This window comes from Sphingomonas sp. Leaf67, from assembly GCF_001421965.1.
Lineage (GTDB): Bacteria > Pseudomonadota > Alphaproteobacteria > Sphingomonadales > Sphingomonadaceae > Sphingomonas.
On sequence record NZ_LMLP01000019.1, the window covers coordinates 269,479 to 293,174 of the forward strand.

Below are 23,696 nucleotides of genomic sequence, written 5' to 3' on the forward strand. Positions count from 1 at the left end.
ACTAAGCGGACGACATGCATTTTCTCGATCAAGCCAAGATCTTCGTCCGGTCGGGCGGGGGCGGCCCCGGCGCCGTCAGTTTTCGCCGTGAAAAATTCATGGAATATGGCGGCCCCGACGGCGGCAATGGCGGCAAGGGCGGCGACATCATTTTCGAAGCGGTCCCCGGGCTGAACACGTTGATCGACTTCCGCTATACCCAGCATTTCCGCGCACCGCGCGGATCGGGCGGATCGGGTTCGAACCGGACCGGTCCAGGCGGGCGCGATCTGGTCATCCGGGTTCCCATCGGTACGCAGGTGCTGGCAGAGGACAAGGAAACCGTCCTCGCCGACTTCACCCGCGCCGGCCAGCGCGAGGTGTTCCTGCGCGGCGGTGACGGCGGGCGCGGCAATGCCAGCTACAAGACGTCGACCAACCGCGCGCCGCGCCAGCACGGCACCGGCTGGCCGGGCGACGAGGCGTGGGTCTGGCTGCGGCTGAAGCTGCTCGCCGATGCCGGGCTGGTCGGGCTGCCCAATGCCGGCAAATCGACCTTCATCAACGCGGTGACCAACGCGAACGCGAAGGTCGGCGACTATGCGTTCACCACCACCCGGCCGCAGCTGGGCGTGGTCAGCCACAAGCAGCGCGAGTTCGTGATCGCCGACATCCCCGGCCTGATCGAAGGGGCTGCGGAAGGTGCCGGGATCGGCGACCGGTTCCTGGGGCATATCGAGCGGTGCCGGGTGCTGCTGCACCTGATCGACAGCCATGTCGACGATCCGGTCGCGGCGTACCGGATCGTGCGCGGCGAACTGGAAAATTACGGCGCGGACCTTGCCGACAAGCCCGAGGTGATCGCGCTGAACAAGGCCGATCTGCTCGACGAGGAACTGACGGCGGCGCTGATCGCCGAACTGGAAGCCGAAAGCGGTGCCAAGGTGCTACCGCTGTCGGGCGCGACCGGACAGGGGCTGGAGGCCGTGCTCGACCGGCTGATCGAGGCGATCGGGCCGAGCGAGATGCACGCGCAGGATACGGGCGACGATGAGGAACCGGCCGAATGGTCGCCGATCTAGGTCCCTCCCCGGTCGATGGGGCGGCGGGGGTGCCGCGTACCGCAGCCGGTGCGGAACAGGACATTCCCCTCCACCAGCCTGCGGCTGGTCCCCGTCGGCGTGCCGGGGAGGATGTATTCTCTCCGCAGAATTGCCCCCGCCTGATCGTGAAGGTCGGGTCGGCGTTGCTGGTTGCGTCGGACGGACAGCCGCGGCGGGACTGGCTGGCATCGTTGGTGGCGGATATCGCCGCGCGGGTCGCGGCCGGACAGCAGGTCGTGATCGTGTCGTCGGGCGCGATCGCCCTTGGCGCGCGGCGGCTGGGGCTGCCCAAGGGCGGTCGCGCCAGTCTGGAGGACGCGCAGGCGGCCGCCGCGACCGGGCAGATCGCACTGTCGAGCATCTGGGCCGAGCTGCTCGCCAGCCATGGGCTGACGGCGGCGCAATTGCTGGTGACGCTCGACGATCTGGAGGATCGCCGCCGCTATCTGAACGTCTCGGCGACGCTCGGGCGGTTGCTGACGCTGGGCGTGGTGCCGGTCGTCAATGAAAATGACAGCGTCGCGACAGAGGAAATCCGGTTCGGCGACAATGACCGGCTGGCGGCGCGCGTCGGCGCGGCGGCGCGCGCGAACGGCGTCGTGCTGCTGTCCGACATCGACGGCCTGTATGATTCGAACCCGCACAGCAATCCGGACGCCAGGCTGGTCCCGCACGTCGCGCAGATCGATGCGGCGATCATGGGCATGGCCGACGGTAAATCGTCATCGGGCATGGGATCGGGCGGGATGGTGTCGAAGGTGGAGGCGGCACGCATCGCGACCGCCGCCGGGGCGAACCTCGCCATCGCCAGCGGCCGGATCGACCATCCGCTGGCCACGTTCGGAGAGACGGGCCACGGTACGATCTTCGCCACCGCCGGCAATGCGCCGGCGCGCAAGGCATGGTTGTCGGGCGGGCTGACCGATCGCGGGGCGATCCGAATCGATGCCGGCGCGGCCCGGGCGCTTGCGACCGGGCGCAGCCTGCTGGCGGCCGGCGCGGTCGGTGTCGAGGGTGATTTCGTCCGAGGCGACCTGATCCGCATCGTCGACGCCGACGACCGCACCATCGCGCGCGGGCTGGTCGAATATGACGCCAGCGAAGTCGTCCGCATCGTCGGCCGACGCAGCGACGAACTGACCGATCTGCTCGGCTATGCCCCGCGATCGGCGCTGGTCCATCGCAACCATATGGCCCTGCTGTGAAGACGATGGCGCTGACCGGCGGGACCGGTTTCGTCGGGCGTCGCGTGATCGCGCAGGCCATCGGCCAGGGCTGGCACGTCCGCGCGCTGACCCGCCGGGCCCAGCCTGCCGAGCCGAACGTCAGCTGGGTACGCGGCGCGCTCGACAAGCCCGCCAGCCTGACCGAACTGGTCGCGCAGGCCGATGTCGTCGTCCATGTCGCCGGCGTGGTGAGCGCGCCCGATGTGGCCGGCTTCACCGCCGGCAATGTCGCGGGCGCGCGGGCGATGCTGGATGCGGCGCAGGCGGGCGATGTCCGGCGGTTCGTCCACGTCTCCTCGCTGTCGGCACGCGAACCGCAGCTTTCGACCTACGGCGCATCGAAACGGGCTGGCGAGGACCTGATCGCGGCCAGCGATCGCGACTGGACGATCGTGCGGCCGACCGGGGTGTACGGGCCGGGCGATATGGAGATGCGGGACATGTTCCGCATGGCGCAGAAGGGGCTGGCGCTGCTGCCCCCGCAGGGTCGGGTCGCGCTGGTCGCGGTCGACGACCTCGCTCGGTTGCTGCTGGCGCTGGCCGACACCGATGGTCCGCGTGCGATTCTGGAGGTCGATGACGGCAATCCGATGAGCCATGCCGAGCTTGCCCGGATGATCGGCGACGCCGTCGGTCAACGGGTGCTGCCGATGCATCTGCCGGCCGGGCTGTTGCGACTGGGCGCCAGGCTCGACCAGACCTTGCGCGGATCGGCAGCCAAGCTGACCGAGGATCGGGCGCGCTATCTGGTGCATCCCGACTGGACCGCCGACCCCGCACGGCGTCCCCCCGCCTCCCTGTGGGAACCGCGCATCGCGACGGCTCGCGGGCTTGCCGACACCGCGGCATGGTATCGCGCGCACGGTCTGCTATAGCCCCGGCCAGACCCGTATTTTGGAAAGACCCGCATGAGCGACCGTGCTGCCACCCTTGCCGCCATCACCGGCCTGATCGACCCGTTCAACAAGAAGGGCGTCGCGCTGACCGAGGCGACGACCTTTGCCGGCGATCTCGAATGGGACAGCCTGACCGTGATGGACTTCGTTGCGGCGGTGGAGGACGAATTCGACATCGTCATCACGATGAACATGCAGGCCGATATCGAAACCGTCGGCCAGCTGGCCGATGCCGTCGAAAAGCTCAAGACCGCCTGATCGCCCCGCCCGGCCCCGAAAGACCGAACCGATGACCGAAGCCGCCGCCACCGCCCACGCCCCGTCCGAGTCGCCCGAAACGGTGGCACCCGAACGCGACCTGATGAGCAAGTTCGATCCGCTGATCGCCGAACGCGAGGCGCTGCTTGCCACCGGGGTGCGCGATCCGTTCGCGATCGTGATGGACAAGGTGACGTCGCCGACCCAGGCGGTGATCCGCGGCAAGGACACGATCCTGCTCGGTACCTATAATTACATGGGCATGACCTTCGACCCCGACGTGATCGCGGCGGGCAAGAAGGCGTTCGACGATTTCGGATCGGGCACGACCGGCAGCCGGGTGTTGAACGGCACCTACGACCCACACAAGGATTGCGAAGCGGCGCTGCGCGAATTCTATGGCACCGACCACGCCATGGTCTTTTCGACCGGCTATCAGGCCAATCTGGGCATCATCTCGACGCTGGCCGGCAAGGGCGAATATATCATCCTCGACGCCGACAGCCATGCGTCGATCTATGACGGCTGCTCGCTCGGCAATGCGGAAATCGTGCGGTTCCGCCACAATTCGGTCGAGGATCTCGACCGGCGGCTGGGTCGATTGCCCAGGGAACCGGGCAAGCTGGTCGTGCTGGAAGGGGTGTATTCCATGCTCGGCGATATCGCGCCGCTGCCTGAAATGGTGGCGGTCGCGAAGAAGCACGGATGCATGGTGCTGGTCGACGAAGCGCACGGCATGGGCTTTTTTGGCCCCAACGGGCGCGGCGTGTATGAGGAACAGGGCGTCGAGAAGGACGTCGATTTCGTCGTCGGCACTTTTTCGAAATCGGTCGGTACCGTCGGCGGTTTCTGCGTGTCGAACCATCCCAAGTTCGACGTGATGCGGCTGGTGTGCCGCCCCTATGTGTTCACCGCGTCGCTGCCGCCCTCGGTCGTCGCGACCGCCGCCACGTCGATCCGCAAGCTGATGCATGCCGGCGACAAGCGCGCGCATCTGTGGCGCAATTCGAAGCGGCTGCATGGCGGCCTCAAGGATCTCGGCTTCAAGCTCGGCACCGATACGCCGCAATCGGCGATCATCGCGGTGATCCTTGAGGATCAACGCCAAGCGGTGGCGATGTGGCAGGCGCTGCTCGACGGCGGGCTGTACGTCAACATGGCCCGCCCGCCCGCGACGCCGGCGGGTACGTTCCTGCTACGTTGCTCGCTGTGTGCCGAACATAGCGCCGAGCAGGTCGAGACGATTCTGGGGATGTTCGAGGCAGCCGGTAAGGCGGTCGGGGCGCTCTAAATCCTCCAAGGTACGGGGAGGATTTGTGGGGGCTAGCTTCCCTCCGCACCTTCGCTATAGCCTGACCCCATGCCATCGATCGATCGCTACATGGCCCGGCTGATCGCGGTGCCGCTATTCTCCACGCTGCTGATTTCGGCGATGCTGCTCGTCCTCGACCGGATGTTGCGGCTGTTCGATTTCGTTGCGGCGGAGGGCGGCCCGGTCAGCGTCGTGTGGCGGATGCTGGCGAACCTGCTGCCCGAATATCTGGGGCTCGGCATCCCGATCGGGTTGATGCTGGGCATCCTGCTCGCCTTTCGCAAACTGGCCACGTCGTCCGAACTGGATGTGATGCTCGGCGTGGGCATGAGCTATTGGCGGCTGCTCCGCGTCCCCTTTATCTACGCCACGATATTGGCGGCGGCGAACCTCGCCATTGTCGGCTATGTCCAGCCGCTGGCGCGCTATAATTACGAAGCGCTGCGCTTCGAACTGCGCACGGGCGCGCTCGGTGCGTCGATCAAGGTCGGCGAATTCACCAAACTTGGCGAGCGGATGACACTGCGTATCGAGGAAAGCCGCGACTCCGGTGCCGATCTGCGCGGCATCTTCGTGCAGGCCAGCCGCCCCGACGGCCAATGGCTTGGCGTGACCGCCGAACGGGGCCAGTTCCTGCGCACCGACGATCCCAACACGATCATCTTTCGCCTGACCAACGGCACGCTGATCCACAACGCCCCCGACTTCCGCGTCCCCCGCACGCTGACCTTCACCGCGCACGACCTGCCGATCGATTTGCCCAAGTTCGGTAACTTCCGTCCACGTGGCGGTCGCGACCTCGAACAGACGCTGCCGCAGCTTGCCATCACCGGCCATGATCCGAAGGTCAGCGAGGAGGATCGCGACGCCGCGCGCGCCAATTTCCACTTCCGGCTGGCGGAGGTCGCGACGATGTTCCTGCTGCCGATGCTGGCGCTGGCGCTGGGCGTACCGCCCAAAAGGTCGTCATCCGCGCTTGGCGTGTTCCTGTCGATCGTGATGATCGTGACCTATCACAAGATCAACGAATATGGCGAAGCGGTCGGCGGGCTCGGCCGGATCGATCCGATCATCGCGCTGTGGGTGCCGTTCCTGCTGTTTGCGGCACTGGTGTTCCGCCTGTACTGGGTGATCGCGCGCGTACCGGGCGGTGAACCGATCGGCGGTCTGGAACGGGGTGCCGCCAAGATCGGCAAGTTCATCGGCCGCTACCTGCCCGGCCGGCGCAAGGCCGTCGCCTGATGCGCGCTATCTTTCCCTCGACCACCGTCGCGATCTATATGGCGCGGCTGTTCCTGATCCGCACCTTTGCGATCCTGTTTGCGCTGGTGCTGGTGCTGCAGGCGCTCGACCTGCTTTCGGAGAGTGGCAAGATCCTTGCCCAGCCGGGTAACGGACAGGCCGAGATCCTTCGCTACGTTTCGCTACGCGCACCGCAGATCGTTGCGCGGTTCCTGCCCTTTTCGGTCCTGCTCGGTACGATCCTGACGCTGACCCAGCTAAACCAGAATAGCGAGATCATCAGCCTGAAAGCGGCGGGCCTGTCGGCGCATCAGGTCCTTGCCCCGCTGATCGTCGCCAGCTTCGGCGTCGCCGCGCTGTCGTTCGTATTTAACGAACGGGTGGTGGCCCGGGCGACGGCAACGCTGACCGTGTGGGACGATGTCGATTACGGACCGATGCCGGTCGATCGCGGCGACCGCACCAACGTCTGGGTTCGGGACGGCAATAATTTGATCCAGGTGGCGCGCGTGACCGGGCGCGGCGAACAGACCCGCCTGCGCGGGATCACCGTCTATAACCGCGAAGGCTCGTCGCTGCGCGAACTGGTCACCGCCAGCAGCGGCTGGCGCGAAAACGGCGCGTGGCGGATCGAGAATGCGGAACGCTTCACGGTCGTGACCGGAATACGCGAACGGCTGGGCACGTTGCGGATCGCCGGTGGCGTGCGCCCGGACCAGTTCACGCTCCAGAATGTCGACCCCGACGGCTTGTCCTTCACCCAGTTATCGCGCGCGATCGACGATCTGGTCGAGGCCGGCCGCCCGACCAAGGCGCTCGAAGGCGCGCTGTGGCACAAGCTGTCCGGGCCGTTATCGGCGGTGCTGATGCCGTTGCTCGCCGCGGTCGCCGCGTTCGGCGTCGCGCGTTCGGGAAAATTGTTCGTGCGCGCAGTCATTGGCATGGCGCTCGGCTTTACCTATTTCGTGGCTGACAATTTTGCGTTGGCGATGGGCAACCTTGGCGCCTATCCGCCGTTCCTTGCCGCATGGGCACCGTTTCTGCTGTTCTTCCTGATCGGTGAGGCGGTGCTGATACGAACCGAGGAATGACGCAGGATCGTCGTACTTTGGCCGCAAATCATCCCCAGATGCGGACGATGCGCGGTTGCGCACGATAGGTGAATGAGTTGAGGAAGTTGGCCCGATGAACGCGATCACCGAGAAGCAGGGCTTCTGGAAGAAGTCGCACCATCTCGACAAGATGACCTTCAGGGAACTTGTCGGCGCGTATTTTCAGTATCCGGCGATCATCGCGTATATCGCCCTGTCGTTCGTCGCGATCGGCCTGTTCGCCTGGTCGCCTGCGCCGCTGGTGCCGACGCTGGTGTCGGTCGGCGTCGCGATCGTTGCCTATCCGCTCGTCTGGTACGTGTTGCACCGGTGGGTGCTGCATTCCAACTGGATGTTCAAGATCTCGCCGCTGGCCGCGACGTGGAAGCGGATCCATTACGATCACCATCAGGACCCCAATCACCTTGAGGTGCTGTTCGGTGCTCTGCACACGACCCTGCCCGCGATCGCAGTTGCGACCGCGCCGATCGGCTATCTGATCGGCGGGTTCGGCGGTTCGATGGCGGCACTGGCAACCGGTCTGTTGACGACCTGCTTCTACGAATTCTGCCATTGCATCCAGCATCTGGCCTACAAGCCGAAGAACAAGCTGCTGATCGCATGGAAGCGCAAGCATATGGCGCATCACTTTCATGACGAGCACGGCAATTTCGGCATCACCAACTTCTTTTGGGACAAGGTTTTCGGGACGCATTACGAACGGTCGGAGCGCCCGGAAAAGAGCGCGACGGTCTTTAACCTCGGCTATACCGAGGATGTCGCGAAGAAATATCCCAAGGTGGCCGAATTATCGGGTGGTGTCGCCAAGGGGCATCCCCGCTATCGCGGATGACCGATTTGTCATTTGAAGTTTGACACGGGGCGGCGCATTGCCGCCCCGCTGCGTTTTGGGGGAAACCATGTCGATCACCATCCGTCCGGTCGTTACCGCTACCGATCGCAAGGCGTTCATCGCGCTGCCCTATCGGCTCTATGCCAACGACCCGCACTGGGTGCCGCCGCTGAAGAGCGAGGTCGCGGCGACGATCGATCCCAAGAAGAACGGCTGGTTCAGCCATGCCGAGGGACAGTTGTTCGTCGCCGAACGCGACGCCAGGGTCGTCGGGCGCGTGTCGGCACATATCGACACGTTGGCGCTGACCATGCCGGCGGACAAGGGATTTGGCCCCGGTGTCGGCTTTTGGGGAATGTTCGAGGCCGAGGACGAGGCGACGGCCAAAGTGCTGATCGCGCAGGCCGAGCAGTGGCTGCGGGACAAGGGCATGACCCGGGCGATCGGTCCGTGCGCGCTGTCGATCTGGGAAGAGCCGGGCTTGCTGATCAAGGGGTACGACCACAGCCCGACCGTGCTGATGGGCCATCACCTGCCGCAATATCGGGGCTGGATCGAGAATGCCGGCTATGCGCCGGTGAAGCAGCTGGTGACGTATGAGCTGGACATCACCGGGGATTTTCCGCCGATCGTCCAGCGCATCGTCGCGGCCGGGGAAAAGAACGACCGTATCCGCATCCGGCGCGTCAACAAGGCGAAGTTCGCCGACGAGGCGACGATCATCCTGCGGATCCTGAACGATGCGTGGTCGGACAATTGGGGCTTCGTCCCGCTGACCCAGCCGGAGGTCGACGATGTCGGCAAGAAGCTGAAGCCGCTGGTGTTCGAGGACCTGATCCGGATCGCCGAACTGGATGGTGAACCGGTCGCGTTCATGATCACCCTGCCCGACATGAACGAGCCGCTCAAACCCATGGGCGGATCGCTGTTGCCGTTCAACTGGCTGAAACTGCTGCTATGGCTGCGCGCGCCAAAGGCACGGACGATGCGCGTGCCGTTGATGGGGGTGGTCAAGCGGTTGCAGGCATCGCGCATGGCGAGCCAGCTGGCCTTCATGATGATCGAGTATATCCGCCGCGATGCAGTGGCCAAGTTCGGTGCGACCCGCGGTGAGATCGGTTGGGTGCTCGACGACAATCAGGGCATGAACGCGATTGCCACGACCATCGATAGCAAGATCAACCGCGTCTACCAGATGTACGAACGCACCCTTTGATGATGACAGCCGCCGGGCACCCCGCCCCGGCGGCGATCGTCATCGATCATCCGCGTGCCAGTACCAGTACCGGATCGAAGCCGCGGGCGCGCCATTCGTCACGCGTCCGGCAGATCTTGCCCCGTTGCCGCGATCCCTCCCGACGGTCGACAATGCAGTAGCGCTTGACGCGTGGCGTGGTGACGACCGGGCTCGTCGCCTGCGTTGCTGGTTCGGCGACCGGCGCAGTTGCGGTGAACAGCGCCGCGATCAGTGTTGCGATCATCATGCTCGTTCCTCCCGTTCGGTACGATCAGCGGCCAGCCAGCGCGGCGTCGAGATCGACACCCATCGCCGTCCAGTCCTTGCGGGTCTTGCAGACACGCGGCGTGATGCGCGAACCGGTGCGTTCGGTCCGGAAGCAATAGCGGGCGTTCGGGGCGGCCTTGTACCCGACCGCAGCGGGACCGGCGGCCAGCGTGACGGTTAGCGGCAGGGCCGACATGGCGGCGCTGCTGACGACGGGGCTCGGCGCGGCGGCGGGCGCAGCTTCAGGCTCGGCGGCAAAGGCCGAGGTGCTGGCAACCAGGCCGAGAATGATCGAAGTGGCGAAGCGAATGGCGGTCATGATGCTGTCTCCCTGTGCGTTCCGGCGCGTTGCCGGACATGCCAGTTACTCTGCAGCGACCGTGCCAGTTTTAATAATCACTGTTTTTCAGATATTTAGCAAATGACTACAGTTGTAGATGTGGTATTTGCCACCAAAACGCAGGAATTTTTACCATCGGTTGGGATGGTATCCTCCGGATCGATCGGCGCGCTTCAAAACCGGCGCGATATCCCGCTGTAGAGGCGCAGTCCGGGCGTATCGGCGTCCAGTCCGGCGACCCCGCCGGCGTCGATCGCGAAGTCGGGCGACACCTGCCACGCAATCGATAGCGCAAGGCGGTGCTCCGTCGTTTCGTCATCGTGCGACAATTGACCTTCGGCGGTGAGCTGGCAGCGATCGGACAGCGTGATGCCGAGACCGATCGTCGCTGTCGCTGCGATCCTATGGCCCGGTGCCTCCTCCCGTGGCGTCCACGCCAGTTCGGGTGAGAATTGCAGGTTGAGCGTCTTGCTGAGGTCATAGGAGATCGGGGCCACCATGGCCGCGCCCCAGCCATCCTGTCCGATCGGCGCGCGGCCGACAGGCACGGTGATCGAGGGTTGCAACCCGTAGGACAGGCCCTTGCCATCCGGATTGCGCAACGCGATCCGCGCACCGATTTCCACGTCGCCGCTCCGTGTCGTTCGCCCGCCGCTGGTTCGATCGCGCTCGATGCCGAGCGGCGTCCAGTTCAGTTGCGCCTCGATCCGGTCGGTCAGCCCGAGCCGGAACAGGGTATCGCCGAACAGCACGGTGTCGGTGTCGTTACCACGCTCCCAATCCGCCAGCGCGGCCTCGACCGCGACCCGGCCGGGATCGAGCACGCAAGCCGACTGGCCAAGGCTGGGGCGTGTCGAGCAGTAATCACGGGCCGAAGCACTGCCGATCGCAAGATACGCCGCCGCGACCAGCGCGCCCGTACGGATCATCAACGCAGCCGCACCCAGGTCGGCGCATGGTCGCTGGCCTTTTCGCGGCCACGATACGCCTTGTCGACGCCGGCATCGACCATGCGGTCGGCGGCGATGGGGCTGAGCAACAGATGATCGATGCGGAACCCCGCGTCGCGTTGCCATGATCCGGCCTGATAGTCCCAGAAGGTCCAGACACCCCCGTTGGGAAACCGCGTGCGCAGCGAGTCGGTCCATCCCTGTGCCAGCAACGCCCGGTAACCGGCCCGTGACTCCGGCTGCATCAGCGCGTCGCTCTGCATCGCACGGACCGAGAAGGTATCGTCGTCATTAGGAATGACGTTGTAGTCACCTGCCAGCACCACGGCGCGCTCCTCGGCCAGCAATGCCGCCGCCCGATCGCGCAGGCGATCGATCCAGCGTAGCTTATAGTCGAACTTCGGACCCGGTTGCGGATTGCCGTTGGGCAGATAGATCGAGGCGACGATCAGGCCGTCGACCTCGGCTTCGAGATACCGGCTATGGTCGTCCTCCGGCTCGCCGGACAGGCCGCGCTGCCGCTCGACGGGATCGGCACCGCGCGCCAGAACGGCGACGCCGTTGAACCCCTTCTGCCCGTGCCAGAGCGCGCCATAACCGGCGGCGCGAATATCGGCTTCGGGAAAGGTTTCGTCGCTCGACTTCAGTTCCTGAAGACAGACGATGTCCGGCTGTTCCTCGTCCAGATATTCGAGCAACCGGGGCAGACGAGCCTTGATACCGTTGACGTTGTAGCTGACGATCCGCACGTCAGACCGCAAAGCTGGTGCCGCAACCGCAGCCCGACGCTGCCTGCGGATTGGTCACCCGGAACGCAGCACCGCCCAGCGATTCGATGAAATCGACCTCGCTGCCGCGCACCAGATCGAGACTGACCGAGTCGACCACCAGCGTCACGCCATCGGTTTCGGCGACGCTGTCATCGGCTTCCACCGTATCGGCCAATCCGAAGCGATACTGGAAGCCCGAACAGCCACCTCCTTCGACCGAGAGACGAAGGATGGCGGGCTTGGCCTGCTTGGCTGCGATCGCCGCGACGCGGTGGGCGGCGGTGGCGGACAGGGAAATATCGGTGCTGATCGTCATCCCGTTCAGATAAGCCCGGCGCGGTCGATCGGCAACGGGTCAGTCGGCGACCGGGCCACCCATCGCCACCCGCTGACGCTGTGCACGGTCCGCCGCCATCGCCAGTTCGCCCGCCTGCAGATAGGGGGCCGGATTGACCGCGGAACCGTCGATACGGACTTCGTAGTGCAGGTGGCTGCCGGTCGAACGGCCGGTCGACCCCATTAGTCCGATCAACTGGCCGCGCCGTACGCGCTGGCTGTCATGGACGATGATCTTCGACAAATGGCCATAGCGGGTCGCGATGCCCTTGCCATGGTTCACTTCAATCAGATTGCCATAGCCGCCGGCGCGTTCGGCGCGGGCGATGATGCCGTCGGCGGTGGCATAGACCGGGGTCCCGATCGGGCCGGGGATATCGACCCCGGCATGCATCGCGGCGGTGCCACGGAACGGGTCGGAACGGACGCCGAAATTGCTGGTGAAGGACAGCCGCTCGACCGGCTGATAGGACGGGATCGAGATCGCCGCCTGCTCCAGCGTATCCAGCTTCTTCCAGCTGAGGAACAAGGCGCGGAACTGGGCGTCGGCCTGTGCATCAGCGGTGGCGGAAGCGGCAGTCGCCGCAGCGGCGGTCGCGGCATCGACCGGCTCATACGGGCCACCCATCGCCGGCAATACGCGGCGCGGGTTCAGACCCAGCTTGCGGATGGTCCGGGTGGCATCGGTATAGCGTGCGTCAGCGATCGCCTTGGCCTGCGACGCCATCGTTGCCTGCTGACGGGCGACGCGTTCGAACGGGCGGGTGACGAAGTTCGCACCGGTGGCGGGTTCCTGATCGAGCGCGGCCAACGCCAGCGCGTCGGCATCCTCGTCACCGGTCAGCACCGCGGCCAATGCCGCCTGCCGCTTGTCGAGCCGCGCGGCGTGAGCACGGGCATCGGCGTGAAGGCGGGCAACGTCGGCGCGCATCGCGTCAACCTGCTGCTGCATCGCCATAACCTTTTCGTCCGACGTCGCCACCGCGCCGGTCGCCGCCTGGCTCATGCCGAATGCCGAGAAGGCGATCGTGACGGCGGCAAGGCCAGCGGCCGCAACCTGGTTACGGCCGGTGATGGTGTGGCGACGAAGCTGGCCACCGTCATGGACCAGAAATTGCCGCGTGCGGAAAATGGAACGGAACCCTGCGAACGGAGCGTCGTTATTTTTGAATACCGAAGTAATCGACATTATGTCCCGCTACCCGAGCAATATGCGCATGCCGGAAGCGCCGACACGAACGATGAACTCCCATGTCCCGACGGTTTTGCCCCACCGCGCGTCGACGGAATGAGGAAGTGCCGGATAGCAGTACCATTGTGCAAGCGTCCGGCCCCGAGCACGCGGTAAAGCGTCGTACTGGCGCGGTCAGCCGTTTAACCATCTGATCGGACCAGCCGCGTTCAGGGTGGACGGTGCGTTTGGTACCCATGCAATCGATTCGCCGGGATTACGATCGAACGGCGGAAAGGACGTCCGCGGCGTGGCCGGCGACCTTCACCTTCCGCCATTCGCGGATCAGGCGACCGTCCGCGTCGAACAGGAATGTCGTCCGCTCGATGCCCATATAGGTCCGGCCGTACATCTGCTTTTCGCCCCATACCCCGAACGCTTCGCAAACGCTGCCGTCCTCGTCGCTGGCGAGGGTCAGCGTCAGACCATGTTTCTCGGCAAAACGTGTCAGCTTGGCCGGCGTATCGCGCGAGATGGCCACGACACCCGCTCCAGCCTGTTCGAATTCGTCGGCAAGTGCCGAGAAATCCTGCGCTTCGCGCGTACAGCCGGTCGTGTCCGCTTTCGGGTAGAAGTACACGATTAAGGGACGTCCGAGCCGTTCCCGCAACGACAGCGACGTGCCATCCGCCAGCGTCAGCTTTCCGTCGGGCAGCGTTTCACCGATCGCCAGTGCCATTCACAATCTCCTGCCAGGTCTGATGGACCACCTGCCGTGCGGCATCGAGTCTGACAAGCAGCGCGGGCCAGTCGCTGCAGCCCAGTGCTGCTGCCAGAATAGGCTGCGTCGTTTCGGGCGGGACCTGCGCGTCGGGCGCGACCAGCCGCATCGTGACGATCAGGCGGGTGAGAAAATCATGGGCGTCGTGCAGCCCGGCGGGCAACCGCCCGATCGCGACCAGTGCATCGATCGCCTCGCCGAGACGCGGCGACAGCCCCTGCCCGCTCAGCAACTGGGTGACATGCACCGCAAATTCGAGATCGACCAGACCGCCGGGCGACAGCTTGGCATCGAGCGGCCCCGCCGGCGGCTTGTGTCGTGCCATGTCGGCACGCATCGCGACCGCTTCCGCCACGATGTCGCGATCGGGCCGGTCGCCGGCGAGCACGCGGGCGATAATCGCCGCCGCCGCCGCGCGTCCATCAGGTGATCCCATGATCGGTCGCGCGCGGGCGAGCGCCATATGCTCCCATGTCCACGCATCCTCACGCTGATAGCGTTCGAAGCCGGCGAGCGAGACGACCAGCGGCCCCTGTGCCCCCGATGGCCGCAACCGCGTATCGACTTCGTACAATGGTCCCGACGCGGTCTGTACCGACAGGGCTGCGGTCAGACGCTGCGCCAGCCGGTTGTAGTAGAGCACCGCCCCCAATGGCTTCGTGCCATCCGATTCGGCCGAGAAATCGCCGGTGAAGCAATAGACCAGATCGAGGTCGGAGGCGTGGGTCAGCGCCCCGCCGCCCAGCCGCCCCAGGGCCAGCACGATCAATTCGCTGCCAGGCACCCGGCCATGCCGTTGCGCGAATTCGTCGACCGTCGCCGCCGCCAGCACCTGTACCGCCGCCTCCGCCACCCGCGCATAGCCGTCGGCCACCGCCAGCGGATCGCCGGTCCCGGCCACCACCTGCACCCCCAGCATGAACCGCTTTTCATTGACGACGTCACGAACGTGGTCGAGCAGCCGTTCATAGCCTTCCTGCCGGGCCGACATCTCGGCGGCCAGTTCGGCGACCGATCCGACCGGCTCGAGTGCGCGGGCGTCGATCAGCCCGTCGAGCAGCGTCGCCCGGCGCGCCAAGGCCTCCGCCAGGGTCGGCGCATGGCACAGGATCGTACTGAGCAACCGCGCGAGGGCGGGCTGCGCCTCCAGAAGGCGGAACAGATTGATCGCACTCGGCAGCCGCGCCAGCATCGCGTCGAGCCGAAGCAACGCCGCATGCGAATCCGATGCGGTCGCCAGCCCGGCAATCAGGCCGGGCAGGCTGTCTTCCAGCGCCGCGCGCGCCGCCGGGCTGCGCAGTGCCGGATAGGCCCCGCTGCGCCAGTCGGCGATCCGCCGCGCCACCTGCTCGCCCGATGCGAAACCAAGCGTTTCGAGCCGGTCCGCAAGCGTATGTGGATCGACAGGCAGGCCAGGTGTCGATGCGCCATCCAGCCGATCGTAGACAGCCCCTACCGCGGTGACGTGCGGCGCCATCAGGTCCAGCAATACCTGCCCGTCGTCCATCCCATGCAGCCGCGCGACCCGGTCGAGTGCGTCGATCTGGTCGGGCAGGCCGTGGGTCTGTCGATCGTCGACCATCTGCAATCGGTGCTCGATCGTGCGGAACAGCGTGTAGCCACCGACCATTACCTGCGCCTCATACCCGGAAATCCGCCCTCCGGCCGCCAGCGCGGACAAGGCGTCGAGCGTCGCCGGCGCCCGCAGCGCCGGATCGCGCCCGCCATGCACGAGCTGATGAACCTGCGCGAAAAATTCCGCCTCCCGGATGCCGCCGCGCCCGCGCTTCAGGTCATAGCCGGGTCCGAATGCCTGACCCTGCGCATAATGATCGCGGATACGGCGCGTGATGTCGCGGATCTCCCCGATCGCACCGTAGTCGAGCGCACGCCGCCAGACGAACGGCCGGATCGCGTCGAGAAAGCGATTGCCGAGCACAGCATCGCCCGCCACCGCCCGTGCACGGATGAACGCCGCGCGTTCCCATGGCAGTGCCGACGATTCGTAATAGGAGACCGCCGCATCGATCGGCAGTGCGATCGGCGTCGCTTCGGGCGAGGGCCGCAACCGCAGATCGACGCGCAGGACATATCCGTCGCCGTCGCGCGCCTGCAGCAGTTCGACGACACGCTTGCCGATCCGCACCGCCGCTTCGACCGGATCGTCGCGCTCGCGCCGCGGCAAGATCGCCGGGTCGTAGAGCAGGATCGGATCGATATCGGACGAATAGTTCAGTTCATGGCTGCCCTGTTTGCCCAGCCCGATCGCGGCGAACCCGACCGGCTCGGCCCCCGGGGTTCGCTCCTCGATCGCCGCCACGATCGCCCGGTGCAACGCGCTGTCGGCAAAGTCGCTCAGCGTCCGCGTCACGCGCCGCAGATCATAGGCACCGGACAGGTCGCCCAGCGCCACCAGCAGCGCGATCCGCCGCCGTTCGATCCGCAAGCGTTGCGCCAGCGGGATATCGGAATCGGCGGTGACCACCGTCAGCGCATCGACCTCGAACCCCGGCAACCGATCGAGAAACGCCGCTTCGCGATCGAGCAGGACCGACAGAAAAGGTGAACCGTAGCGGATGCGATCGGTCAGGTCGGATGGCAGGTGCATCGCTGGATCGTGCTCCACGGACGGGAAAACTTAACCCAAGCTATCGCCGCACGCTTTGAAACGAAACACGTATGCGCACGTTGGAAACATTATGGCAACACGACCGACCCCTGGCGCTTCAGCATCCGATGCCGGGCAGGTCGTGCGCGGTCCGTTTCCCACGGATGGCATCGGACGCGCATTGCGGCAGGTGTTCGACCGCGATAGCCAACTGCCGGCGCGGTGGGTCGAGTGTCTCCGGCGTCTGGAATAGGCAAGCCGTTAAGGAAACTGGACTGGCCGGCGTCAGGAAGTCGCACGCATCCTTATCGCCGCGCGATTTGGTATTGGGGTACCAGAAACTACCGCCTTACTTTCGAACATATCGATAATCTGTTGATCGCTGTCGAAACGCTGGCGAGAATATACAGGTGATGTCGGCACCGATCGATATTCAATGACGGCGATACAGAAATTGGCCGGTATCATCTCGATGAAGCAACGCATGCCGCTGCGCTCAGATGCAACCGTAGGCAAGCATCTTCAGCGATCGCGACTCAAATCGTCGACCTCACCCATGATCGTATCCAGCACCGTCTGCCCACCATTGTCCGGCTGTTCAGCGCGTGACGGCAGCTTGCCCTCGGTCATCAGGGCTTCAAGCGCAACGCGACCACGCGCCACCCGGCTCTTGATCGTGCCGACAGCGACATTGCAGATTTCGGCTGCCTCTTCATAGGCGAACCCACCTGCGCCAACGAGGATCAACGCCTCCCGCTGCGGCTGCGGCAGATGGAGCAACGCCCGCTGCATATCCGCCAGCTCGACATGGCGATCCTGACTAGCCGGCGCGGCAAGAATGCGGTCGGCAACCAGATCGTCCCACTCGCCCTTGAAGCGTGCGCGACGCATTTGCGACAAATACAGGTTGCGCAGGATGATGAAGGTCCAGGCGCGCATGTTGGTGCCAGCCTGGAACCGCTGCCGTGCCGCCCACGCCTTCAACAGCGTTTCCTGCACCAGATCATCGGCCAGATCGCGGCTGCCCGATAGCGAACGGCCGAACGCCCGCAGATGCGGAATTACCTGTGCCAGTTGCTTCTTGAACTCGGGATCGGAAAGGGCGACGTGCTCCTGCACCTCGCCTGCCGCGTCCTCGGTCATGTCGGATTCAGTCATTCTTATCCGTTCGATACGCAGTCGGCCCGATGTCGGGCGAAGCCGAACATAGGAAGCGCGTGAGACGATTGCCAGCGGAACCGGGACGAACCGTTTCGCCCCGGACCGCGCGAGCGGCATCAGGCCAGCAGGATATACGCCATGACCGCGATCACGGCGACCAGCGATACGCCCAAAACGTAGCGGGTGACGCCGGGCGTCGAACCGGCTCGCGCGTCGGTTGCGCTGACATGGATGCGTTCTTGATCGTCTGCCATCGCGTATCAATCCCCGAAAAACGTTTTGGGTCCGTACCGTTATTCCGCTGCTTCCGGCACGGTCGCTTCATCGAAGAACAGCGCTTGGCTGATCGCCGCCTTCACCGTCGACCGCTGGAACGGCTTTGTGATCAGGAAGGTTGGCTCGGGGCGTTCGCCGGTCAGCAGACGCTCGGGGAATGCCGTGATGAAGATCACGGGCACGTTGAATTCGGACAGGATATCCTTGACCGCATCGATGCCCGAGCTGTCGTCGGCCAGCTGAATGTCGGCAAGGACAAGGCCCGGCCGATCCTGCATCGCGAGCGCAACCGCTTCGTCACGCGTAACCGCGACGCCGGTGACTTCATGCCCCAGATCGCGAACGATCTGTTCGAGGTCCATGGCGATCAACGGCTCATCCTCGATGATCATCACGCGCGACCGGGTCTGTTGCTCGATCTCGCGCAATGCCTCGGCGACCAGTTCCTCGACTTCGTCCGGCGTCGCTTCGATCAGATAGGCGGCATCTTCCGTCGTAAAGCCTTCCATCGCCGTCAACAACAACGCCTGCCGCGACAGCGGGGCGATACGGGAAAGCCGCGCCTGCGCGATCGCCTCTATCTCGGTACCCGATGCGCTGGCGGCGCCAAATGCTTCGGGCTGCGACGACGCCCAGATCGCTTGGAAAGTGCGATAGAGGCCGAGACGAGGATCGACGTCCCGCGGAAATTCTTCCGGTGCCGCTACGATCGCTTCCAGCGTGGCGCGAACATATTGATCGCCCTCGCTCTGGCTACCCGTGAGTGCTCGGCCATAGCGCCGGAGGAAAGGAAGATGCGGCGCAAGCTGCTGTCCGAGCGACATGGTCAGATAGGTCTCCTTCATCACGATCCGGCAGGAAAGCCGGTTCGCGCACTGCGTTCTAGAACGATACGGCGCGGGAAAGACGGCTCCCCCGAGTTCGCGTCGTGGCATGGAACCAACGAGCACGTCTTTTGTTTCCTGTCCGCCCGACATGTTGAATCAAGCCAGTCTTGATGCCGGTCGGCAATCAGATTTTCGTGCCGGCGTATGTCCGGGCGTCGGGGGAAGGCACAGGTTCGTGAAGGATGGCGAAAAGTCGGTTCAGCGGTCGGCCGCAAAATCCGCGGTGACGACGCAACCGGACAAGAAGGACACGTCCAGCCTGGGGAACGCGTTGCGTGCCGTATATCAGGATGCGGCCGGTGAATCGGTTCCCGACGAGATGCTCGATCTGCTGAACAAGTTAAAATAGCCTCCGCAGTGTGAACACCCCCGTACCAGTCAAGCGGAAGTCGCCCAGCGCGGCGGCCGCGCTTCGTCGAGTTCCGACGGGAGCGAAGCTGATGCTTGTCCTCAGCGCAGCGCTGCTCCCGCTCGCGCTGATAGCGCTCTTCGCTACCTTGCAGACGTCGCGGATCGCAGATGTCGACTTGCGCGCAAGGCTTCGGGTAGCGGCGACCGAGGCGTCGCGTGGCATCGCCATCGAACTTGGCGGTGACATGACCGCATTGCGCGTTGCAATGACGGCACTGTCATCCGATCCCGCCAATTCGCCCAGTTGCGCCCGGGTCGAGGGGGTGTTCGCAGAACAGGCTTCCGCCGGTGCGCGCTTCGGCATCTATTCCAGAGACGGTCGGCTGGTTTGCGGGATCGCTATTCCGATCCGGATGGTCGGTGCGCCAGACGCCGGTGGTGTGCGCGCCCAGGTTGTGCCCGACACGGGGGTCGTCCTAGACATCCGTGGCACCAATGAGTCGCGCGCCGTCGCGTTCTTCCCGGTTGCACTCCTGCGCGACAAATCACAGCCGAGCGGCTTCGCCTTGCCGTTCGAAAGCGGCGTCGCGCACGGCAGCGAAGCCGAACTCAGTCTGTCGGCACTGCCGCCCGAGACGGGGATAGACCGGCTGGAGCAGGTCCGTATTCCGCTCAGCATCGACGACCTTGCCTTCACGATGGCCGTGCGTCGCGCACCGATTACATCGTCCATCATTGTCGCGATGCTACTGCCGTTGGTGATGTGGTTCGCGGCGACCGGCATTGGCTGGTTCGTGGTCGATCGGCTGCTGATCCGGCCGCTACGGCAGCTGCGCGACGATATCGAGCGGTATCGTCCGGGCCATCCGATGGCCGACGTCAACCTGGGCGCGATTCCGGCGCAGGAGATCGCGGAGCTTGGCGAGACGTTTCAGGAGCTTACCCACACCGTCGAACGCCACGAGCAATCGATGGCCGACGGCCTGGTACGCCAGACCAAATTGACGCGTGAGGTGCATCACCGCGTTAAGAACAACCTGCAAGTCATTGCCAGCCTCATCAATTTCCATGCCCGCAGTGCGCACGGTGCGGCCGCGTCCGATGCCTATGCCACCATCCAGCGACGGGTCGATGCGCTCGCCGTCGTCCATCGGCATCATTATGCCGAGATGGAGGAAAATCGCGGGCTGGAACTGAAATCGGTCATCGGCGAGCTAGCGTCGAACATCCGCGCAACCTCCTCGACCGACGCGGCCAAGATCGGCATCACGCTGAACGTCGAGCAGGTGCTGGTGACGCAGGATGTGGCGGTCGCGGTATCGTTCCTGCTGACCGAGCTGATCGAGTTGGCGGCGTCGGTGAACCCGCAGGCGCAGATCGGCATCTCGCTGCGTCCGGTCGGCGGAAGCGACACCGCGGTGCTGCGTGCCAGTTCGCCGGCGCTGGTCGAGGGCGAGCAACTCGATGCGCTGGTCGCCACCCGCTATGGGCGGATCATCCTCGGTCTATCACGACAGTTGCGCGCACCATTGCACCACGATCCGCTGATCGGCGCTTACGAAATTACGATCGCGGCAAAGGCGGCGTAAAACGGTCCCCCATCGCTGGCCCGGATCGAAACCGAAGCGGCGATCGGTTCAGCGCAATCCCAATAGCTTGTGGGTTTGCAGCGACAGTCGCCAGCGCGGGCGAGCCATGGCAAAGGCGACGGCTTCGTCGCGGTTGAAGGCTTCCTGTCCGATCGCGTCCATCGGCTGGACGAGATGATGGGTGAAATCCCACTGCTCGATCGCATCGACATCGATACCGGCTTGCGGCCAGACCAGCTTCAGTTCGTCGCCGTTACACTGCACGACGTCGCTGCCCGCCTTCGGACTGATACAGACCCAGTCGATGCCGGGATGGGTGACGATCGTGCCGTTGCTCTCGATCGCAATCTCGAAACCCTCGGCATGCAGGGCGTCGACCAGCGCATCGTCGATCTGCAACATCGGCTCGCCACCGGTCAGCACCACGAAACGCCGCGCCGGCTCCGGTCCCCAATGACTGGCGACTGCTGCCGCCAATGCCATTGCACCGGGAAACTTTCCGCCGCCAACCCCGTCGGTGCCGACGAAATCGGTATCGCAGAACCGGCAGATCGCACTGTGCCGATCGACCTCCCGACCCGTCCACAGATTGCAACCGGCAAAGCGGACGAACACCGCGCGTCTCCCGGCATGCACCCCCTCCCCCTGCAAGGTGAGGAACATTTCCTTCACCGAATAGGTCATCGGCTGGTGTCGGGGGTTTCCGCGTAGCGGGTGGGATCGGGCAAACCTGCCTCGACAAAGCCACGCGCGCGCAGGCGGCAGCTGTCGCAGCGGCCGCAATGCAGATCGCCGACCGGATCGTAGCAGGTCCAGCTCATCGCGGCGTCGAGACCCAGTCGATCCGCTTCGCGCGCGATGTCGGCCTTGGTCATGTGTTGCAGCGGAGCATGGATACGGAAGCGGGCACCGTCGCTGCCGGCGCGGGTCGCCAGCTCGGCCAGCGCCTCGAACCCAGCAATGAAGTCGGGGCGGCAATCGGGATAGCCCGAATAATCGAGCGCATTGACCCCGATCCACAAATCGCGCGCGCCCGCCGCTTCCGCCCATCCGAGCGCGAGGCTGAGGAAGATGGTGTTGCGCGCCGGGACGTACGTGACCGGAATATCGTTACCCACGCCGTCCTTGGGCACGTCGATCGACAGGTCGGTCAGCGCCGATCCACCGAATGCCGACAGGTCGAGCGGCAGGATGACATGGCGTTCGACCCCCAGCGACTCGGCGATGCGCTTGGCCGCGGCCAGTTCGATCTGATGGCGCTGGTTGTAATCGATCGATAGGGCCAGCAGCCGGTGACCCGCCTCGCGTGCCAGCGCCGCCGACACCATCGAGTCGAGTCCGCCCGACACCAGCACCACGCTGAAGGGAGAATTCGTCATGCTGCGCTCGCTAAGACTTTCGGGAGGTCAGGGCAACCGCCCGAAAAAGAGCGGGCCGCGATGACGCGGCCCGGAGGGTTCCATGCTTTAGGGGAAACATGCGTGCCCAACCGGACACGTAATTCGTATAACGCGCTTGGCCTAAACATAGGGTTAACGCGAACGGCGGGCGCAACTGCCGACCCGCCGCGCTTCATAGGCATCCGCAAACGGCATGCCGTCGGCGATGCCCTCGCTCTCGATCCGTAGCGAGCGCGGCGTATCGACATGGACCGTCGTGCGGATGTGGCCGATGCCGGGGCAGGTATAATGGACGGTCGATACGCGGGCCGTATCCTCGATCACGAACCGGCTGCATTGCGCACTGCGCAACCGCAGCCGCAGGAAAGCCGCCGGATCGGCAAAGCAACTTGTCCGTGCAACCTCGGGCGATCCGGCCTCGCGCAGCGACCAGTCGCCCGGCGCGACCGCGCGCATCGCCGCCAGCGTCGGTGCGGCGGCAGGCTGCGCCATCGCCGCACCCGATGCCAACACCAGCGCCGCCACGACCCGGTATATCGACCTACTCGCCATCACGTCCCCCTTACCGCTCGCGTCAGGATGCGATGTCGGCCACCGCCAGCGGAAATTTCGTCGCGCAGAAGGCGCAGTCGACGGTGATGATGCCGTTCTCATCCGCCATCGCCGCGCGTTCCTCTTCGGGAAAGCGCGAGATGACTCCCGCGATATAGTCGCGGTCGCAGCGACACCCGCGCGACAGGTCGGTGGTCGCAAGGATGCGGACCTCGCGTTCTTCATTGAACAGCCGCCAGACCAGCGTTTCCAACGGCACCATCGGATCGGCGAGTTCGTCAGGTCCCATCGTCGAACCCAGCGCCTCGACATGATGCCATTCGGGATGGTCGAGGCGAACGTGCAGCCGTTCGCGACCTTCCTCACCCTCAGGCAGATGTTGCAGGAAGATACCGCCCGCAATGCGCTGCCCGTTATCGTCAACGCCGATGCCGAGGCGAACCAGCGACGGAATCTGTTCGGATTGCAGGAAATAGCTTTCCGCCGCCGCCGCGATCGAGTCACCGTCGAGGGGAACGATACCCTGATAGCGCTCACCCGACGTCACCTGGTCGAACGTGATCGCCAGATAGCCCTGACCGAACATGGCGAACAGTGACGGGTCTTCGCCCAACTCCGCCAGCCGATCTGCATCGAAATCGACATAGCCGCGCAGTTCGCCATGCTTGTAGTCGCAGACCATCAGGCGGATGATCCCGCCCTGCGTCTGCGCCTGGAGCGTCAACTGCCCCTCGGCCTCCTTCAACGTCGTGCCGAGCAACGCCGTCAGCGCCAGCGTTTCGGCCAGCAACTTTTCGATCGGCGCGGGATAGGCGTGCGCGGCGAGGATCGACTGCGCCACCGGCCCCAGCCGCACGACGCGACCGCGCGCGTGATGATCGGGCAGCGTGAACCCGATCGCACGATCGAGGTCAGGCAGACGGACGGTATCGGACAAAATCAAGCTCCCCATGGCCCGACATTCGGGCAAACTGTGATCGATCACTCACATGGTAGCCCGTCGGCGATTCCGCAAGCGCTTTGCGCTATGTTGCGACTGCGAAATAAACAGGTTGGGACG

At 64.9% G+C, this 23,696-nt stretch carries 25 protein-coding genes and 1 pseudogene; 11 read left to right on the top strand and 15 right to left on the bottom strand.

Features of this window, described 5'->3' with window-relative positions:
- The first annotated feature begins 14 nt into the window (after positions 1 to 14).
- The 9 genes from obgE to ASE90_RS10760 all read left to right on the top strand — a co-directional run bounded on the left by obgE (position 15) and on the right by ASE90_RS10760 (position 9,176).
- Positions 15 to 1,061, top strand: a complete 1,047-nt coding sequence (gene obgE / locus ASE90_RS10720; protein WP_055999940.1) for a GTPase ObgE — start codon at positions 15 to 17, stop codon at positions 1,059 to 1,061.
- Positions 1,046 to 2,287, top strand: a complete 1,242-nt coding sequence (proB, locus tag ASE90_RS10725; RefSeq protein ID WP_082449723.1) for a glutamate 5-kinase — start codon at positions 1,046 to 1,048, stop codon at positions 2,285 to 2,287. Before obgE ends, proB begins: the two co-directional genes overlap by 16 nt.
- Positions 2,288 to 2,292: 5 nt before the next feature.
- Entirely contained in the window at positions 2,293 to 3,183 is an 891-nt protein-coding gene (locus ASE90_RS10730; protein WP_056000220.1) for an SDR family oxidoreductase, read from the top strand.
- Between the two features lie 33 nt (positions 3,184 to 3,216).
- A complete protein-coding gene (locus tag ASE90_RS10735) occupies positions 3,217 to 3,462 on the top strand; it encodes an acyl carrier protein (RefSeq protein WP_055999942.1) in 246 nt (81 codons plus the stop codon).
- Positions 3,463 to 3,493: 31 nt separating this feature from the next.
- Positions 3,494 to 4,753 carry a serine palmitoyltransferase gene (spt, locus tag ASE90_RS10740; protein ID WP_082449724.1) on the top strand — a complete coding sequence of 420 codons (1,260 nt, stop codon included), beginning with the start codon at positions 3,494 to 3,496 and terminating at the stop codon, positions 4,751 to 4,753.
- Between the two features lie 69 nt (positions 4,754 to 4,822).
- Positions 4,823 to 6,016, top strand: coding sequence for an LPS export ABC transporter permease LptF (lptF, locus tag ASE90_RS10745; RefSeq protein WP_200910863.1), 1,194 nt, complete (start codon positions 4,823 to 4,825; stop codon positions 6,014 to 6,016).
- A complete protein-coding gene (lptG, locus tag ASE90_RS10750) occupies positions 6,016 to 7,107 on the top strand; it encodes an LPS export ABC transporter permease LptG (protein WP_055999945.1) in 1,092 nt (363 codons plus the stop codon). Before lptF ends, lptG begins: the two co-directional genes overlap by 1 nt.
- A gap of 94 nt (positions 7,108 to 7,201) precedes the next feature.
- Complete coding sequence (locus ASE90_RS10755; protein ID WP_055999951.1) at positions 7,202 to 7,960, top strand: sterol desaturase family protein; 759 nt, start codon at positions 7,202 to 7,204, stop codon at positions 7,958 to 7,960.
- A 67-nt stretch (positions 7,961 to 8,027) separates the two neighbouring features.
- Entirely contained in the window at positions 8,028 to 9,176 is a 1,149-nt protein-coding gene (locus tag ASE90_RS10760) for a hypothetical protein (protein WP_055999954.1), read from the top strand.
- A 46-nt stretch (positions 9,177 to 9,222) separates the two neighbouring features.
- Here the strand turns inward: ASE90_RS10760 and ASE90_RS10765 are convergent, their stop codons facing one another.
- The 11 genes from ASE90_RS10765 to ASE90_RS10815 form a co-directional block, all read right to left on the bottom strand.
- The gene (locus ASE90_RS10765) at positions 9,223 to 9,444 is read right to left on the bottom strand and encodes a hypothetical protein (protein ID WP_055999957.1); all 222 of its coding nucleotides are present in this window, start codon (positions 9,442 to 9,444) and stop codon (positions 9,223 to 9,225) included.
- 24 nt (positions 9,445 to 9,468) lie between these two features.
- Positions 9,469 to 9,783 (bottom strand): hypothetical protein, encoded by a 315-nt coding sequence (locus tag ASE90_RS10770; protein WP_055999960.1) that lies wholly within the window; start codon positions 9,781 to 9,783, stop codon positions 9,469 to 9,471.
- Between the two features lie 194 nt (positions 9,784 to 9,977).
- On the bottom strand, positions 9,978 to 10,733 hold the full coding sequence (locus tag ASE90_RS10775) for a transporter (RefSeq protein WP_055999963.1): 756 nt from the start codon (positions 10,731 to 10,733) through the stop codon (positions 9,978 to 9,980).
- Positions 10,733 to 11,503, bottom strand: a complete 771-nt coding sequence (xth, locus tag ASE90_RS10780) for an exodeoxyribonuclease III (RefSeq protein ID WP_055999966.1) — start codon at positions 11,501 to 11,503, stop codon at positions 10,733 to 10,735. The genes ASE90_RS10775 and xth overlap by 1 nt, the downstream gene beginning before the upstream one ends.
- A 1-nt stretch (position 11,504) precedes the next feature.
- Complete coding sequence (locus ASE90_RS10785) at positions 11,505 to 11,840, bottom strand: HesB/IscA family protein (protein ID WP_055999969.1); 336 nt, start codon at positions 11,838 to 11,840, stop codon at positions 11,505 to 11,507.
- A 39-nt stretch (positions 11,841 to 11,879) separates the two neighbouring features.
- Positions 11,880 to 13,049, bottom strand: coding sequence for a M23 family metallopeptidase (locus tag ASE90_RS10790; RefSeq protein WP_055999972.1), 1,170 nt, complete (start codon positions 13,047 to 13,049; stop codon positions 11,880 to 11,882).
- A 259-nt stretch (positions 13,050 to 13,308) separates the two neighbouring features.
- Positions 13,309 to 13,770 carry a peroxiredoxin gene (locus ASE90_RS10795; RefSeq protein ID WP_055999978.1) on the bottom strand — a complete coding sequence of 154 codons (462 nt, stop codon included), beginning with the start codon at positions 13,768 to 13,770 and terminating at the stop codon, positions 13,309 to 13,311.
- A complete protein-coding gene (locus ASE90_RS10800; protein WP_055999981.1) occupies positions 13,751 to 16,420 on the bottom strand; it encodes a bifunctional [glutamine synthetase] adenylyltransferase/[glutamine synthetase]-adenylyl-L-tyrosine phosphorylase in 2,670 nt (889 codons plus the stop codon). Before ASE90_RS10800 ends, ASE90_RS10795 begins: the two co-directional genes overlap by 20 nt.
- Before the next feature lie 522 nt (positions 16,421 to 16,942).
- Entirely contained in the window at positions 16,943 to 17,578 is a 636-nt protein-coding gene (locus tag ASE90_RS10805) for a sigma-70 family RNA polymerase sigma factor (RefSeq protein ID WP_055999985.1), read from the bottom strand.
- Positions 17,579 to 17,697: 119 nt separating this feature from the next.
- On the bottom strand, positions 17,698 to 17,835 hold the full coding sequence (locus ASE90_RS20290) for a hypothetical protein (RefSeq protein WP_055999989.1): 138 nt from the start codon (positions 17,833 to 17,835) through the stop codon (positions 17,698 to 17,700).
- A 39-nt stretch (positions 17,836 to 17,874) separates the two neighbouring features.
- Positions 17,875 to 18,681: a response regulator gene (locus ASE90_RS10815; protein WP_056000230.1), complete on the bottom strand. Its 807-nt coding sequence runs from the start codon at positions 18,679 to 18,681 to the stop codon at positions 17,875 to 17,877.
- A 151-nt stretch (positions 18,682 to 18,832) separates the two neighbouring features.
- On the opposite strand from ASE90_RS10815, the gene ASE90_RS19715 reads away from it, so the two are divergent.
- Positions 18,833 to 19,093, top strand: a complete 261-nt coding sequence (locus tag ASE90_RS19715) for a NepR family anti-sigma factor (RefSeq protein WP_162235081.1) — start codon at positions 18,833 to 18,835, stop codon at positions 19,091 to 19,093.
- A 91-nt stretch (positions 19,094 to 19,184) separates the two neighbouring features.
- The gene (locus tag ASE90_RS10820) at positions 19,185 to 20,684 is read left to right on the top strand and encodes a sensor histidine kinase (RefSeq protein ID WP_082449725.1); all 1,500 of its coding nucleotides are present in this window, start codon (positions 19,185 to 19,187) and stop codon (positions 20,682 to 20,684) included.
- Between the two features lie 48 nt (positions 20,685 to 20,732).
- On the opposite strand, the gene queE is transcribed toward ASE90_RS10820, so the two are convergent.
- From queE to ASE90_RS10840, 4 genes and pseudogenes are all read right to left on the bottom strand, one after another.
- Positions 20,733 to 21,368, bottom strand: a complete 636-nt coding sequence (gene queE / locus ASE90_RS10825; protein WP_055999995.1) for a 7-carboxy-7-deazaguanine synthase — start codon at positions 21,366 to 21,368, stop codon at positions 20,733 to 20,735.
- Positions 21,365 to 22,069, bottom strand: a pseudogene (gene queC, locus ASE90_RS10830) (7-cyano-7-deazaguanine synthase QueC); the annotation flags it as partial. The pseudogene queC and the gene queE, both read right to left, overlap by 4 nt.
- A 147-nt stretch (positions 22,070 to 22,216) precedes the next feature.
- A complete protein-coding gene (locus ASE90_RS10835) occupies positions 22,217 to 22,636 on the bottom strand; it encodes a hypothetical protein (protein WP_156361534.1) in 420 nt (139 codons plus the stop codon).
- Between the two features lie 22 nt (positions 22,637 to 22,658).
- Positions 22,659 to 23,588, bottom strand: coding sequence for an Hsp33 family molecular chaperone HslO (locus ASE90_RS10840; protein WP_056000003.1), 930 nt, complete (start codon positions 23,586 to 23,588; stop codon positions 22,659 to 22,661).
- Positions 23,589 to 23,696: the final 108 nt, after the last annotated feature.

Bases quoted from the DNA above. Each gene is read 5' to 3' on its own strand.
- ASE90_RS10820 (WP_082449725.1), top strand. From the start codon at position 19,185: ATGCTTGTCCTCAGCGCAGCGCTGCTCCCGCTCGCGCTGATAGCGCTC.
- ASE90_RS10795 (WP_055999978.1), bottom strand. From the start codon at position 13,770: ATGGCACTGGCGATCGGTGAAACGCTGCCCGACGGAAAGCTGACGCTG.
- obgE (WP_055999940.1), top strand. From the start codon at position 15: ATGCATTTTCTCGATCAAGCCAAGATCTTCGTCCGGTCGGGCGGGGGC.
- ASE90_RS10730 (WP_056000220.1), top strand. From the start codon at position 2,293: ATGGCGCTGACCGGCGGGACCGGTTTCGTCGGGCGTCGCGTGATCGCG.
- ASE90_RS10785 (WP_055999969.1), bottom strand. From the start codon at position 11,840: ATGACGATCAGCACCGATATTTCCCTGTCCGCCACCGCCGCCCACCGC.
- ASE90_RS10805 (WP_055999985.1), bottom strand. From the start codon at position 17,578: ATGACTGAATCCGACATGACCGAGGACGCGGCAGGCGAGGTGCAGGAG.
- ASE90_RS10760 (WP_055999954.1), top strand. From the start codon at position 8,028: ATGTCGATCACCATCCGTCCGGTCGTTACCGCTACCGATCGCAAGGCG.
- ASE90_RS10765 (WP_055999957.1), bottom strand. From the start codon at position 9,444: ATGATGATCGCAACACTGATCGCGGCGCTGTTCACCGCAACTGCGCCG.
- ASE90_RS19715 (WP_162235081.1), top strand. From the start codon at position 18,833: ATGTTGAATCAAGCCAGTCTTGATGCCGGTCGGCAATCAGATTTTCGT.
- ASE90_RS10755 (WP_055999951.1), top strand. From the start codon at position 7,202: ATGAACGCGATCACCGAGAAGCAGGGCTTCTGGAAGAAGTCGCACCAT.
- ASE90_RS10840 (WP_056000003.1), bottom strand. From the start codon at position 23,588: ATGGGGAGCTTGATTTTGTCCGATACCGTCCGTCTGCCTGACCTCGAT.
- ASE90_RS20290 (WP_055999989.1), bottom strand. From the start codon at position 17,835: ATGGCAGACGATCAAGAACGCATCCATGTCAGCGCAACCGACGCGCGA.
- proB (WP_082449723.1), top strand. From the start codon at position 1,046: ATGGTCGCCGATCTAGGTCCCTCCCCGGTCGATGGGGCGGCGGGGGTG.
- ASE90_RS10790 (WP_055999972.1), bottom strand. From the start codon at position 13,049: ATGTCGATTACTTCGGTATTCAAAAATAACGACGCTCCGTTCGCAGGG.
- ASE90_RS10815 (WP_056000230.1), bottom strand. From the start codon at position 18,681: ATGTCGCTCGGACAGCAGCTTGCGCCGCATCTTCCTTTCCTCCGGCGC.
- spt (WP_082449724.1), top strand. From the start codon at position 3,494: ATGACCGAAGCCGCCGCCACCGCCCACGCCCCGTCCGAGTCGCCCGAA.
- queE (WP_055999995.1), bottom strand. From the start codon at position 21,368: ATGACCTATTCGGTGAAGGAAATGTTCCTCACCTTGCAGGGGGAGGGG.
- ASE90_RS10770 (WP_055999960.1), bottom strand. From the start codon at position 9,783: ATGACCGCCATTCGCTTCGCCACTTCGATCATTCTCGGCCTGGTTGCC.
- ASE90_RS10800 (WP_055999981.1), bottom strand. From the start codon at position 16,420: ATGCACCTGCCATCCGACCTGACCGATCGCATCCGCTACGGTTCACCT.
- lptF (WP_200910863.1), top strand. From the start codon at position 4,823: ATGCCATCGATCGATCGCTACATGGCCCGGCTGATCGCGGTGCCGCTA.
- lptG (WP_055999945.1), top strand. From the start codon at position 6,016: ATGCGCGCTATCTTTCCCTCGACCACCGTCGCGATCTATATGGCGCGG.
- ASE90_RS10775 (WP_055999963.1), bottom strand. From the start codon at position 10,733: ATGATCCGTACGGGCGCGCTGGTCGCGGCGGCGTATCTTGCGATCGGC.
- ASE90_RS10735 (WP_055999942.1), top strand. From the start codon at position 3,217: ATGAGCGACCGTGCTGCCACCCTTGCCGCCATCACCGGCCTGATCGAC.
- ASE90_RS10835 (WP_156361534.1), bottom strand. From the start codon at position 22,636: ATGGCGAGTAGGTCGATATACCGGGTCGTGGCGGCGCTGGTGTTGGCA.